This window comes from Geobacillus sp. E263, assembly GCF_007197795.1.
Classification (GTDB): domain Bacteria; phylum Bacillota; class Bacilli; order Bacillales; family Anoxybacillaceae; genus Parageobacillus_B; species Parageobacillus_B toebii.
In genome coordinates this window covers 1,331,432-1,343,517 of sequence record NZ_CP041632.1, presented here as the reverse complement: position 1 = coordinate 1,343,517, position 12,086 = coordinate 1,331,432, and the positions used below count along the sequence as shown (strand labels likewise).

At 42.0% G+C, this 12,086-nt stretch carries 14 protein-coding genes and 1 pseudogene; 8 read left to right on the top strand and 7 right to left on the bottom strand.

Going from position 1 to position 12,086, the window contains the following annotated elements:
• Nucleotides 1–57: 57 nt before the first annotated feature.
• The 5 genes and pseudogenes from FNL97_RS18845 to FNL97_RS06965 all read left to right on the top strand — a co-directional run bounded on the left by FNL97_RS18845 (nucleotide 58) and on the right by FNL97_RS06965 (nucleotide 2,623).
• Nucleotides 58–222: a hypothetical protein gene (locus tag FNL97_RS18845; RefSeq protein WP_502707800.1), complete on the top strand. Its 165-nt coding sequence runs from the start codon at nucleotides 58–60 to the stop codon at nucleotides 220–222.
• 224 nt (nucleotides 223–446) lie between these two features.
• Complete coding sequence (locus FNL97_RS06985) at nucleotides 447–650, top strand: hypothetical protein (RefSeq protein WP_143415274.1); 204 nt, start codon at nucleotides 447–449, stop codon at nucleotides 648–650.
• Nucleotides 651–712: 62 nt separating this feature from the next.
• Nucleotides 713–1,795: an RNA-guided endonuclease InsQ/TnpB family protein gene (locus FNL97_RS06980; protein ID WP_143415273.1), complete on the top strand. Its 1,083-nt coding sequence runs from the start codon at nucleotides 713–715 to the stop codon at nucleotides 1,793–1,795.
• 242 nt (nucleotides 1,796–2,037) lie between these two features.
• Nucleotides 2,038–2,220: pseudogene (locus FNL97_RS18340) on the top strand (hypothetical protein); the annotation flags it as partial.
• 70 nt (nucleotides 2,221–2,290) lie between these two features.
• Nucleotides 2,291–2,623: a hypothetical protein gene (locus tag FNL97_RS06965; RefSeq protein ID WP_015864195.1), complete on the top strand. Its 333-nt coding sequence runs from the start codon at nucleotides 2,291–2,293 to the stop codon at nucleotides 2,621–2,623.
• A gap of 270 nt (nucleotides 2,624–2,893) precedes the next feature.
• Here FNL97_RS06965 and FNL97_RS06960 read toward each other — a convergent pair whose 3' ends face one another.
• From FNL97_RS06960 to FNL97_RS18840, 4 genes are all read right to left on the bottom strand, one after another.
• A complete protein-coding gene (locus FNL97_RS06960; protein WP_143415271.1) occupies nucleotides 2,894–3,292 on the bottom strand; it encodes a cytosolic protein in 399 nt (132 codons plus the stop codon).
• A 21-nt stretch (nucleotides 3,293–3,313) separates the two neighbouring features.
• The gene (glsA, locus tag FNL97_RS06955) at nucleotides 3,314–4,237 is read right to left on the bottom strand and encodes a glutaminase A (protein WP_015864197.1); all 924 of its coding nucleotides are present in this window, start codon (nucleotides 4,235–4,237) and stop codon (nucleotides 3,314–3,316) included.
• A gap of 298 nt (nucleotides 4,238–4,535) precedes the next feature.
• Nucleotides 4,536–5,708 (bottom strand): 8-amino-7-oxononanoate synthase, encoded by a 1,173-nt coding sequence (gene bioF / locus FNL97_RS06950; RefSeq protein ID WP_143415270.1) that lies wholly within the window; start codon nucleotides 5,706–5,708, stop codon nucleotides 4,536–4,538.
• Nucleotides 5,709–5,990: 282 nt separating this feature from the next.
• Nucleotides 5,991–6,458, bottom strand: coding sequence for a CotG/ExsB N-terminal domain-containing protein (locus FNL97_RS18840; RefSeq protein WP_502707799.1), 468 nt, complete (start codon nucleotides 6,456–6,458; stop codon nucleotides 5,991–5,993).
• 215 nt (nucleotides 6,459–6,673) lie between these two features.
• Between FNL97_RS18840 and FNL97_RS06945 the strand changes: the two genes are divergently transcribed.
• From FNL97_RS06945 to FNL97_RS06935, 3 genes are all read left to right on the top strand, one after another.
• Nucleotides 6,674–7,759 carry a CotH kinase family protein gene (locus FNL97_RS06945; RefSeq protein WP_143415269.1) on the top strand — a complete coding sequence of 362 codons (1,086 nt, stop codon included), beginning with the start codon at nucleotides 6,674–6,676 and terminating at the stop codon, nucleotides 7,757–7,759.
• Nucleotides 7,760–7,879: 120 nt separating this feature from the next.
• Nucleotides 7,880–9,199, top strand: a complete 1,320-nt coding sequence (locus tag FNL97_RS06940; RefSeq protein WP_143415268.1) for a hypothetical protein — start codon at nucleotides 7,880–7,882, stop codon at nucleotides 9,197–9,199.
• Nucleotides 9,200–9,385: 186 nt separating this feature from the next.
• Nucleotides 9,386–10,051, top strand: a complete 666-nt coding sequence (locus FNL97_RS06935; protein ID WP_143415267.1) for a YwrJ family protein — start codon at nucleotides 9,386–9,388, stop codon at nucleotides 10,049–10,051.
• A gap of 303 nt (nucleotides 10,052–10,354) precedes the next feature.
• Here FNL97_RS06935 and FNL97_RS06930 read toward each other — a convergent pair whose 3' ends face one another.
• The 3 genes from FNL97_RS06930 to FNL97_RS06920 are packed head-to-tail and all read right to left on the bottom strand — an operon-like array spanning nucleotide 10,355 to nucleotide 11,920.
• Nucleotides 10,355–10,723: a VOC family protein gene (locus FNL97_RS06930; protein WP_143415266.1), complete on the bottom strand. Its 369-nt coding sequence runs from the start codon at nucleotides 10,721–10,723 to the stop codon at nucleotides 10,355–10,357.
• Nucleotides 10,720–11,511 carry a YhfC family intramembrane metalloprotease gene (locus tag FNL97_RS06925; protein WP_062756203.1) on the bottom strand — a complete coding sequence of 264 codons (792 nt, stop codon included), beginning with the start codon at nucleotides 11,509–11,511 and terminating at the stop codon, nucleotides 10,720–10,722. The genes FNL97_RS06930 and FNL97_RS06925 overlap by 4 nt, the downstream gene beginning before the upstream one ends.
• A gap of 19 nt (nucleotides 11,512–11,530) precedes the next feature.
• Nucleotides 11,531–11,920: a VOC family protein gene (locus FNL97_RS06920; protein WP_143415265.1), complete on the bottom strand. Its 390-nt coding sequence runs from the start codon at nucleotides 11,918–11,920 to the stop codon at nucleotides 11,531–11,533.
• Nucleotides 11,921–12,086: the final 166 nt, after the last annotated feature.

Genomic DNA, 12,086 nt, shown 5'->3' with positions numbered 1-12,086 from the left:
TCGAAAAATGAATCATCGTCTTTGGGAAACGATAATCGATTTAAAGGATTTGTCTTTATGATCAATGTTATTAGTTGGCGACTTCTTCTTTATCCAACTCTCAAACAAGATAATCTCACATGGGCTGGGAAATTGGATGACATCACCGCCAATCTAGAAAATGCACCATTCAAGTTCTCCTTTTCAACTCTAACACCAAAACAGCAACATTTATCAACGTAAGTAAATAGGAAAGCGAATGCTGGAGAAAAAATGGGATGAATCGTTCATAAATGGTATCTATGGTTCATCAACACGTCTCATTGAGACTTTGGACAACGCGGTATCCATGAATGAAAAAATTCGCATCCAAACCGAAACATTATATACATACTGTACACGCTCATCAGGAAATATAAGTAACACACGATGATGATTTCCACTGCTAGAAAACGAAAGGGGATACGATGAGAAACATTGCTGCTTTATTTTCATTACTGATGCCTGGATTCGGGCAAATATATAATGGTCAATTCATAAAGGGTGTCTTCTTTATCATTGTAGAACACTTTGATAATGCATTCGGACATATAAACGAAGCCATTCACGAGAACATCCGCTGGAAGCCCACTGCTTTAGCTGTGGGAGGAAGGCGGGGTTTATATTTTTAGTATATATTGAATTTTTCGTTCAATATAAGTACACTGGATTTAGAAAGGTAGGTGAATCAAGAATGCTCTGCACTCTCAAGATTAAATTAATGCCAACTCTTGAACAGTTTCATGCGCTGCTGGAAACAATGAAACGGTTTAACCAAGCATGCAACTATATTAGCGAGATTGCTTTTCGCTCCAGAACCTTTTCCAAAACGAAAATCCAGCGGCTTTGCTACTATGACGTCAGGGAAAAATTTGGCCTCTCTGCCCAAATGACCGTTCGTGCCATCGGCAAAGTGTCGGAAAGCTATCGTTTGGATAAAAAAACCTTGCATAACTTTAAAGAAACCGGTGCCATCGTGTATGATGAAAGAATCCTGTCCTTTAAAGGGGTAGAGTATGCTTCCATCCTTACCTTGCAAGGAAGAATGGAAATCCCTATGGTCATTAGCCGCTACCATCAAGGTTTGCTGTGCGGCAACCGTGTTCGGGGTCAAGCCGATTTAGTCCTTCAAAACGGTATTTTTTATTTACTGCTCGTGGTGGACGTTCCCGAAGGCCAGCCCAATTCCGAAAACGGATTTATCGGTGTGGACCTTGGCATCATTAATATCGCCGTCGATAGCACCGGTGAGGTATTTTCCGGCTCGAAGGTCAACGGGCTGCGCCGCCGCCATGCGAAACTTCGCGCCAAACTCCAAAAGAAAGGCACCAAGTCAGCGAAACGCCTGCTTAAAAAGCGTTCCAAGAAGGAAAAACTATTTGCCCGTGATGTGAACCACTGCATTAGCAAGAAGATTGTTGAAAAGGCAAAGGCACTCGGATGCGGCATTGCCCTTGAAGATTTAAAGGGCATCCGCCAACGCACCGAGAAAACGGTTAAAAAGCAACAGCGTCGTCAACACTCTTCTTGGTCTTTTTATCAGTTGAGAAAGTTTATTGAGTATAAAGCGGCGATCGCTGGCGTGCCGGTGGTATTGGTTCATCCCAAAAATACTTCCCGCACCTGTCCGGTTTGCGGACATGTGGCCAAAGAAAACAGACCGTCAAGGGATCAGTTTTGTTGTCGAGCTTGTGGGTACGCTGCCCCTGCCGACAACGTGGCTGCGGAAAACATCCGCAGGGCTGCTGTCAACCAGCCGAACGCGGCAGCCAATTAGGCTAGTTGCAAGCCCACGGCTTTAGCCGTTGGGTAGTTGACGCAAAACCAAATGCGGACAAGACAAAAACCGCCATTCCTTTTATTATAGGCGGTTTTCTGGGAGAGATGGGTGCAATATTCGCAAACCGGCTGCCGATACCTACTCTAACCGTCGCAATGTTAATGATCATTCCGATGATTTGCGGCATGATCGTATTTAGAGATCAATAAGCGCATCTTTTGTCTACTTGTGCTGGAAGTGAAAAATATACAGATTTAATTAACTATCATACATGGACATGGATGTATTCGTTTATAACCATCTTTATCCTATCGTTTTTCGTGCGCATGATTATGGAGCTAATCAACAAAAGGGAGCAATCAACAGGATATGTGCATGAGATCATGCCTGATAGGAACTGCACACATGCCGCTACTTTCTAAAAAAGAAGTCTAATTTTCTGTCGCTGCTTCTATATATGTAGTAATAGATGATAAAAGGAGGCAGCAGATCATGATACTGTACGATGTGAAAAACAAGCTATTCTACAAAGTTATCAATTCAGGCCGACCAAAAATGACAAATTTCCCTCAAAAAAGGGCATGGGGCTACGTCTGGAAAACAGTGAACGGAGAACGGGTTAAGTTTTGGTTTGACTTTGCAAAAGGGCGGTATATGTATTTTCAATACGGACAAAAGTGGTATCGCGTACGATATTTGCAGTCGAATGATAAAAAGACAAATGAAGATGTTTTCAATGGGGTGCTGATTGATTTAAGCATCGATGGGCAGGAGTTGAAACTATTGAAAGGCAATGCCGAAAAATATGAGAAGCAAGCAATATGACGTCAGTTGCAATAATAAGGTGGCAAAGAGGGACGGAGACCTCCTCGCCACCTTCCTTTTTCACCCTATGCCCACCACATGTTTGGCAATTCCTCTTTGAAAAGCAGCTTTTTTAGGAAATCAATCGCCTTCGATAAAAACTTTTGCCAACGAAGCGCTAAATAATTGGATCATCGACAGGCATAAGCGGGGCTGGTGAGAGGCAGTGTCGAAAAATGCAAAAAGCGGGCAATATAAATCCTGGATCGCACGTGATCCAGGATCGTTTCGTTACACTTCGATTGAATTTCCTTCTTCCACAATATGATAAAGAAGATGTGCCAAATGGTGAATTGGACCGTATTGTTCTTCTTCGTCGACTTCTTCCTCATCTCCAAATTCTAGATCATTTAAGTAAAGTGCGACGAATTCGTAAAAATCTTTCAGCTCAAATCCGTAGCACGCGCTTGGGTCTTCATTGTCTTCTTCATATTGCAAAACGAGATACGAAACGTTTCTCTCTGCGTCCTCGGCATCAAAAAAGACGAAAAAGCCGATATTTGTATCCAAATCAAATAAATGCCTTGTTCCGCCTTCGGTTGCTTTGTCAAAGTCTTGTTGGTTTAGTTTTTGCACTTTCATCGCTTCTACTTCATCTTCGCGGTGAAATTGAACCGTAAATGTTTTCATGATTTGTTTCCCCCCTTGTTTTTAGAAAATGCTTAACGAATACGTTTTTGAAAGCAGTTCTAACAGTTTCATGCCAGTGATGCTGTTGCCTTTGTCGTCTAATGCAGGACCGAAAATGCCGATGCCAAACCGGCCTGGGACAGCGGCGAGGATGCCGCCCGAAACGCCGCTTTTTGCGGGAATGCCGATTTTGATGGCAAATTCACCTGATGCGTTGTACATGCCGCACGTGACCATAAATGTTTTGCAAATGCGAGCGACATCAAGCGGCATCATCTGTTCATCAGTGAACGGGTCGCATCCGTCCATCGCAAAGACAAGACCAATTCGCGCCAAGTCGATGCACGTCATTTCAATCGCGCATTGTTTTGTGTAAAGGTCCATTAGCTCTTCGACATCTTCATTGATGATACCATGCTGCTTGAGAAAATAGCAGAGCGAGCGGTTTAAAAACGCCGTTTCAAATTCGGACTGGGCCACTTCTTGCGAATATGTAATCGTCGGATTTCCCGCCAGTTTCCTGACAAACTGCAAAAGCCGCTCGAACCGCTCCGCGACGGAAGCACCAGCAATCATATGCGTCACCGCAAGCGCCCCGGCGTTGATCATTGGATTGAGCGGCTTTGCCGGCTGCACTTCCTCCAGTTTGGCAATTGAATTAAATGGATCTCCCGTCGGCTCCATGCCTACTTTCCGAAACACTTCTTGTTCCCCACGGTCCATTAGGACAAGGGCGAGAGCAATAATTTTCGAAATGCTTTGGAGCGTCACTTTATGAGTCGTATCCCCCGCATCGATGACATTGCCGTCGGGCAAGTAAATAGCGATAGACAAATCGTTTGGATCCGCTTTGCCAAGAGCGGGAATGTAATCGGCGACTTTTCCATAACGCGCATACTGTTTTGCTTGTTCAACAAACTGTTCCAACTCCGCTTTTGTGTACATTTGCCATCACCTATTGTTAGTATGGCCAGCTAGATGGCCGATATGTAAAAAAACCGCTGGACTTTCAGCGGCTTTTTTGATTGTAGTTTAGTACATCTGAGCTCTTTTCCAAATCATAAATCATTTTATGAATGACATCATGAATAAGCAGCATCATCTCACGCTCCTCTGCCTTATTTATTGTTGATTATAGAAACTCAAACAACATGCGGCATCGGAGCGCGGGTGTAACTTTTATAGACGATTCGTATGACCATCATATCAGTCAAAAGTTGGAGGAACAATCCGCACAATCATCTTAAGTTATCACCCCAATTTCTCTTCCTACTTTTGCAATCCGTTCGAGCGCCCAATCTAATTCTTCCTTCGTCAAAGAGGAAGAAAGAGAGAAGCGGATGCGGGACGTGCCTTCGGGAACGGTTGGCGGCCGGATCGCTACCGCGGCGATTCCGTGTTCCTGAAGCCGCTCGCTCATTTGAACCGTTTGCTTATTTGATCCGATGATGATCGGAACAATGTGCGTCGTGCTTTTTCCAATGTCAAATCCTAACTTTTGGAGTTCAGTGCGAAAATAATGACTGTAAAATTGCAACGTTTGCCTTCTTATATGTTCCTTTTGAACAATCTCCATCGATTTTTCAATTGCACCAAGAACAGCCGGAGGCAAAGCGGTCGTAAAAATAAAGCTGCGCGACGTATTAATGAAATAATCAATCAGCCATTGCTCTCCCACAACATAAGCGCCAAAGCTGCCTAACGCTTTGCTGAAGGTGCCCATTTGGATGTCAACCTGATCTTGCAAATGAAGATGGTGAACAAGACCTTCACCTCTTTCTCCATAAATGCCGCTGCTATGCGCTTCATCAACCATTAAGATGGCGTTATAACGTTTCTTCAATGTTACTAATCCTTCTAACTGCGCCATATCCCCATCCATGCTGAAAATCGAGTCGGTGACAATCAATTTTCGTTTATGCGGAGATGCTTGTTTCAATAATGACTCTAAATGATCGAGATCATTATGATAATAACGATATCGTTCCGCCCCGCTTAATCTGATTCCATCAATAATGCTCGCATGATTGAGCCAATCGCTAAACACAATATCATCGCGGCCAATCAGAGCCGCAATGATTCCGAGATTGGCCGTATATCCGCTATTGAAAATGAGCGCTGCTTCTGCCTTTTTCCATTTTTTTAACGCTTCTTCGGCTCTCGTATATAGTTCATAATTGCCGACAATAAGTCGCGAAGCAGTAGCTCCCGCACCGTATGTACGCATTGCTTGATATCCCGCTTCGATCAATCGTTCGTCGCTCGCTAGTCCTAAATAATTATTCGACGCTAAATTTAACATCTTCTTTCCGTTCATGACGATCCATGTGCCATCCGAAGAAGATACATTCTTCAACATGCGTCTTTGCGTCTTTTCTTCTAATCGTTGAAGCTCTGACTGAATGTGCTTTTTCATCCTCATCCCCCAATTGTTAACCAAAATAATTTTTGTGTTTACATTATAACTATATGCCTTGAATCTACACAATACTTCGAAATATTTTTGCCATGGAAAATCAACGTATCTTAGTGAATCATTTTCTTTTTTTAATCTGTTTATTTAGAACAATGTTTTATTAATAAAAAATTCGTCATATAAGCTATTACAAATCCTTTTAAAAGAGAGTAAAAATAGGCGACGTCTTTGTTATCATCGCCTATTTTTGTAATATAGGAAAATATGGAATCTTATAACATGTCAATCATCTAATTCTAACCATAACGTATGCATATTACTGTCACGCCAGTATCTTCGTTTTCTGCGAGGGCGGAAGCAGCTCGTGCGGTGTGAGCTGTGCTTACGGCCTGAGCTGTGCTTACGGCCTGAGCTGTGCTTGCGGCCTGAGCTGTGCTTGCGGCCTGAGCTGTGCTTATGGCCTGAGCTGCGCTTGCGGCCTGAGCTGTGCTTGCGGCCTGAGCTGTGCTTGCGGCCTGAGCTGTGCTTATGGCCTGAGCTGCGCTTGCGGCCTGAGCTGTGCTTATGGTCTGAGCTGCGCTTGCGGCCTGAGCTGTGCTTGCGGCCTGAGCTGTGCTTGCGGCCTGAGCTGTGCTTATGGCCTGAGCTGTGCTTGCGGCCTGTCGGCTCTTGATATAAAAAGTCCTCTAAGCCCTCCGTCTCAAGTTCTTTAACAGCCTTTTGAATGTCATCCTGCGTATAAACGCTCATTTTTTGACCTCCTAATATATGTCATTTTCGGAAAGATAGAGTAAGGATAATTGGCGGTCATCTATCTTTGCCTATAAACAATGTACGTTGTGCGACTATATGTTGACTTAGACACTTGTCTTGCTTTTTACAAAAATAGATAAATGCCTAGAGTAACAAGCGCCTTACCATTCACATAGGATTTATTGAACATTTATAGAGGGAGGAAATGATAGATGTCCACTAGTCAGCTGCCTCTGTATGCGATTTATATCCATCCTAATGATTTGCGGGAGCTGCGCCGCGACATCTGGAACGATGACCTTGTTCCTGCCACATTTACGTTTCAAAAAAAATTTCATATCGATATAAGCTATCGAGGCTCACACATTCGCAAATTTAAGAAAAAATCCTATTTTATCTCGTTTTATAAACCTTACTTCTTTCATGGAGTTCATGAACTTCACTTGAATGCGGAATATAAAGACCCTTCTCTCATGAGAAATAAACTTTCCCTCGATTTTTTCTCGGCACTTGGCGTCCTTTCTCCTTCTTCCCGGCACGTTCTTTTATCGATCAATGGAAAGCATGAAGGAATTTATCTTCAATTAGAATCGGTCGATGAATTTTTCTTAAAAAAACGGCAATTGCCGGCAGGACCTATTTTTTATGCAATTGATGATAACGCTAATTTTTCGCTGATTGGATCGTTTGACAAAAAACCAAAAACTGCTTTAGATGCGGGCTATGAAAGGAAGCTGGGAACTTGGGAGGATCACCGATATCTGGAGGAATTCATTTTCAAATTAAACACAACGCCAAAATATGAGTACGAATCTGTCATGTCAAAGCTTTTGGACGTCAATAAATATTTGCGCTGGCTTGCGGGAGTTGTTTGCACGCAAAATTTCGATGGCTTCGTTCACAATTACGCGTTATATCGCAATCCAGATTCCGGTTTATTTGAAATCATTCCGTGGGATTTTGACGCTACTTGGGGACGGGATATTAACGGCAAACAAATGGATTATGATTACGTACGTATCGAAGGATTTAATACGTTAACCGCTCGATTATTAGATATAAAGCGCTTCCGAAAAATGTATTATGACATCATGAAACATACATTAGACCATGAATTCACGGTGGAGTTTATGAGGCCAAAAGCGGAGCAACTTTATCAGCAATTGCGGCCGCATGTCGTCGATGATCCGTATATAAAAGACCATATTGAACAGTTTGATGGTGAACCCGAGTGGATTTGCGATTTTCTCGAAAAACGAAACACTTATTTAAAAAGCCAGCTATCCACCCTATTATAAGATAGGCTGAAGTGGAATTTTTTCATGTTGGGCGATTGATGGATAACTTTTGAATTATAGGATACGTATATATGCATTACGAATAACCATTATGGATAAAAAACAAGGAGGAACAAATAAATGATTAGGCAGCAAAAAGATAGTCAATCAGTGGAGTCAAATGCTTATCTAAAATCGTTAGTGGGCAAAAGAGTAAAAGTATACAGAGGGGGACCAGAATCTTGCGAAGGTAGGCTTTTAGATGTTCAATCCGATTATGTTGCACTAATGCCAGAGCAATCAAACGACAATAAACAAAATAACAACGCAAACAATAACAACAACGCAAAAAAGGACAACGCAATTATTTACTATAACTTAAGACATGTCCAAAGCATTAGTGAAAATTTAAAAGCTAACTCTGTTGAATCTAACTTAAAACATGTCCAAAACATCGTCCAAAGCATCAGTGAAAATATTTATAGCAACTTAAGACAGGTCCAAAGCATTAGTGAAAATTTAATCGCTAACTTAAAACATGTTCAAAGCATCGATAAAAATTCAACAGCTAACTCTGTTGAATCTAACTTAAAACTTGCCCAAAACGTCAGTGAAAATTCAAAAGCTAACTCTATTGAATGGTCGATCGATTTTGATAATCATCCAGAATTGGTGTCAGTGAATAATTTCACAGAATTATTAAAAAATTTAACTGGCAGCATGGTCAAGGTGAATAAAGGCGGTCCTGAATCTAAAAAAGGAATAGTGCTCCTCGTTGCCGGTGATTATATGGGCCTCTTAACGGAAGACGATGGCATTGTATTTTATAATACAACTCACATCAAAAGTATAAGCGTGCAAAATAGAAGCCAAAATATCGATCAAAATATCGATCAAAGCACCCCTCTCAGCAATTCCCCTATCCATTATGATAATTATTTTGATGACATCCATGCACAAAACTTCCTTGAATTATTTGATTATTTTGCTTATAAATGGGTCTCTATTAACCGCGGCGGTCCTGAAGCAGCAGAAGGAATTCTTGTGCAAGAAGAAGGAGAACATTATACGTTAGTGAACAATGATGAAGTCATTCGGATTTACCCTTATCACATTAAAAGCATCAGTATTGGTACAAAAGGCTTTCTCAAACAACAACAGCAGCAACAAAATAATAATGAAGCTGCTGAGAATGAAAACTCCCAAGATATGAATATGACCAACAAAGTAGAAGATAACAGAACAGCGGGCAGAGAACAGCGGACAAAAGTGGAATATGAAGTAAAATATGGGAGAACATCAGACAAAGACAATCGTCCAAGTCAAAAAAGCTCTTCACAGGAAACCATCGTTGGAGAAGATGACAGAACAGCGGGCAGAGAACAGCGTTCAAGTCGAAGAAGCTCTCCACAGGAAACAATCGTTAAAACGATTGATTATATTTGGGATCCGAAACGATAAATCGTTTCATGTTCCCTGCTTTAAAACCGTCTGTCCCTTGCAGCTTGCATAAATATTGCTGTTGTAATGCCGATTTCCTGTCATTTTCCGCTTCTGACACGAAAATCATTTTTCTCGTAGATGCACAAGTGTAAACGAATTTGTGCATCTACTACTTTCCTTTATTCTATTGAAAGGAGGGAGAAAATGAATAACCTACATTCTTTAATCGGAAAGCAAGTAGAACTAGAAGTCTCTGGAAAAGTACAGTTGGCAGGAATACTTGTCGATGTAGGGTTAGATATCATTGTAATTTATAACGGAAAAGAATATTTTTATATTCCTCATTTGCACATTCACAACATCAGATCATCTACGAACCCATCTACGGAATTATTGGGTGTGACACCTGAATTGCCTTTTGATGAAGATGACATGATTTCCTATCGGAAAACATTAACCAACGCGAAAGGACGCTTTGTCGAAATTTATGTGACAGGAAATAAATCGATCCATGGCTATATCACAGCTATTTTAAATGATTACTTCGTTTTCTACTCACCAGTGTATAAGACGATGTTTATTTCTCTAAACCATCTGAAATGGCTAACCCCTTATCAGACAAACATTACTCCATACACACTAGGCAATGAAGTACTGCCAGTGAAACCAACCGACATTCCACTGCAAAGATCGTTAGAAGAACAATTAAAAAAATTTGAAGGACAGTTAGCCGTATTTGATTTAGGCGATCATCCGATGAAAATCGGATTGCTTAAGCAAGTAAAAAACAACATCATTGAACTTGTAACAGCTAGCGGGGAATCTGTATTTTGGAAAATAATACACGTAAAAACGGTTCATCTTCCTTAATGATGCACTTCCCTCCCTGTAACGCCAAAAGCTTCATGTACAGGAGGGAAGTTTTATTTTGGTGCAAGTACGAATGACATACATGCAAAGGCCGATTTCGTCATTCACTAGACAAAAGTAGATTTGATTTCAACAAAATCGCTTCGTCAAATGTTTTATTAAACAATATTATTATAACCGAACGAAAAGTCCCCCACTTCAACTAGAGGCAAGAGAGGGAAAAAGCCAATGCTTCAACGTCTTGCGTGATGAACCTTATTTTTTCAGTAGCAGCGCTTCTTTCCATGGCAAACTACCTTGAACTTATCTTCTCGACAAAAACTCAATCCGATTGTGGAATGGATCGCGGAACGAAAAACGCTTCACCCCTGGAATCGGTTTCTCGTCTTTGGTCGGAACGCCATTTTCCTCCAAGTAGCGGCGCACTTCATCAATGTTTTCGACTTCAAATGCGGGATGGCTTTTGCTGTTGTAGCCGCCACGGTCTTCAACGCCGATATGGAGCTCGATATCGCCGACTTGGTACCAAAGTCCGCCGTTCGCTTTTAGCGTTTCCGGCTTTTCAATTTCCGTAAAGCCGAGCAAATCCGTATAAAACGCGCGCGCCTCATCTTCAGCTCCCACTGGAATACAAATTTGCACATGATCTAATCGTTTGACGTGAATCTTCATCCTTCTCCCCCGCTCTCAAATTTTTTCCTTATTTCACGTGTAAACAAAAATGCAGCGACCGCGAATAAAAAGACCACCGCTTCGATCAGCCAAACATTCGCGACAACGCCCGCTTGGTATAACGCAGGCGCAGTATCCACTAGCGCGTGCAGCAAAATCGCATAGATGACATAGCGAAATTTCCGTTCGCGCACGCCAAGCAATACAACAAGTGACATCGCAATGTGGAACGCAATCGCAAACACTCGCTCAAGACCACCTAACACATACATAGAAAACGGGGTGTGCAGCACCATATCTTTTAAGAACGCCGCTTGTTCTTTCGGAAGCGTCGGTGCAATCATCTTGTCGAACGCGCCGGATTGAATCAAGCTTGCGAGAACGATCGCGTTAACGGCGCCAAGCACGCCGATCAAAATCGCTTCGATGCCGCCGTGCCCTAATCCAAACGACAGCCCGTCTTTATAATCGCGGTGCTTTTTTAACATCCATCGAAAACCAATATAACGGCCGACTTCTTCAAAAATTCCCGCGGCCAATGTCGCATACAGGACAAACAACGCTACGCTATCCGTCCATTTTAATGAGGTGCCGCTCGGGTCAATCATCACAACATGCAGCGCTTTTTCCAGCACTTGCGAAAATAGAACAAAAATAAGGACGCCGATGCCAAACGGTTTCCACGAAAGCCATTTCTTTTTTCGAAAATATAAAAGCAAGCCAATCGGCACAAAAAGTGAAATGACTAGCTGGGTAACCATACCCGCAATTATCGCTGTGTTTATCATCGCATTTACCCTCTCGTATTTATTTCCATACCTTCATTCGCTCCGCCAATGTGGATGTATGCAATTCTAATTGAGTGCCATCCGGATCAAGAAAGTTGACCGAAAGACCGCGGCCGCGCTGAGTCGGTCCCCGGACAATCGGCACATGATTTGCTTTTAAATGCTGTACCGCCTCCCAAAAATGCTGCTCATCGATGAAAAATGCAACATGATCCACGCCAATCTGCGGACACTGATCTTCCATGTCCGGACGCTCCTGCAAACAAATCCATGCGCTTCCCCATTCTAAATATGCATCCTTTCGTCCGCGATGAACAAGCTTCATGTTTAATATGTCTACATAAAAACGAAGCGAACGAGCCAAATTCTTCACATTAATGGTCACATGGCTAAATCCTTGTACATTCATTCGTTCGTTTCGTTCCCCTAGCTTTTTAGATTCCTCATCCTAAACTGTTGATATCTACTTTTCCATCCTTATAATACCATCAAAGGAAAAAAAGAGCGAGTATTTCGCACTCTTAAACTAGCAAAAAGACGATGTTAAAAACAAATTGATAATAATATAAAAGTAC

Excerpts from the sequence above, each read along its gene's own strand:
- FNL97_RS18840 (WP_502707799.1), bottom strand. The coding sequence starts at position 6,458 with ATGAGCGTTTATACGCAGGATGACATTCAAAAGGCTGTTAAAGAACTT.
- FNL97_RS06925 (WP_062756203.1), bottom strand. The coding sequence starts at position 11,511 with ATGATAAACACAGCGATAATTGCGGGTATGGTTACCCAGCTAGTCATT.
- FNL97_RS06945 (WP_143415269.1), top strand. The coding sequence starts at position 6,674 with ATGTCCACTAGTCAGCTGCCTCTGTATGCGATTTATATCCATCCTAAT.
- FNL97_RS06985 (WP_143415274.1), top strand. The coding sequence starts at position 447 with ATGAGAAACATTGCTGCTTTATTTTCATTACTGATGCCTGGATTCGGG.
- bioF (WP_143415270.1), bottom strand. The coding sequence starts at position 5,708 with ATGAAAAAGCACATTCAGTCAGAGCTTCAACGATTAGAAGAAAAGACG.
- glsA (WP_015864197.1), bottom strand. The coding sequence starts at position 4,237 with ATGTACACAAAAGCGGAGTTGGAACAGTTTGTTGAACAAGCAAAACAG.
- FNL97_RS06935 (WP_143415267.1), top strand. The coding sequence starts at position 9,386 with ATGAATAACCTACATTCTTTAATCGGAAAGCAAGTAGAACTAGAAGTC.
- FNL97_RS06965 (WP_015864195.1), top strand. The coding sequence starts at position 2,291 with ATGATACTGTACGATGTGAAAAACAAGCTATTCTACAAAGTTATCAAT.
- FNL97_RS06960 (WP_143415271.1), bottom strand. The coding sequence starts at position 3,292 with ATGAAAACATTTACGGTTCAATTTCACCGCGAAGATGAAGTAGAAGCG.
- FNL97_RS06920 (WP_143415265.1), bottom strand. The coding sequence starts at position 11,920 with ATGAATGTACAAGGATTTAGCCATGTGACCATTAATGTGAAGAATTTG.
- FNL97_RS06980 (WP_143415273.1), top strand. The coding sequence starts at position 713 with ATGCTCTGCACTCTCAAGATTAAATTAATGCCAACTCTTGAACAGTTT.
- FNL97_RS06940 (WP_143415268.1), top strand. The coding sequence starts at position 7,880 with ATGATTAGGCAGCAAAAAGATAGTCAATCAGTGGAGTCAAATGCTTAT.
- FNL97_RS18845 (WP_502707800.1), top strand. The coding sequence starts at position 58 with ATGATCAATGTTATTAGTTGGCGACTTCTTCTTTATCCAACTCTCAAA.
- FNL97_RS06930 (WP_143415266.1), bottom strand. The coding sequence starts at position 10,723 with ATGAAGATTCACGTCAAACGATTAGATCATGTGCAAATTTGTATTCCA.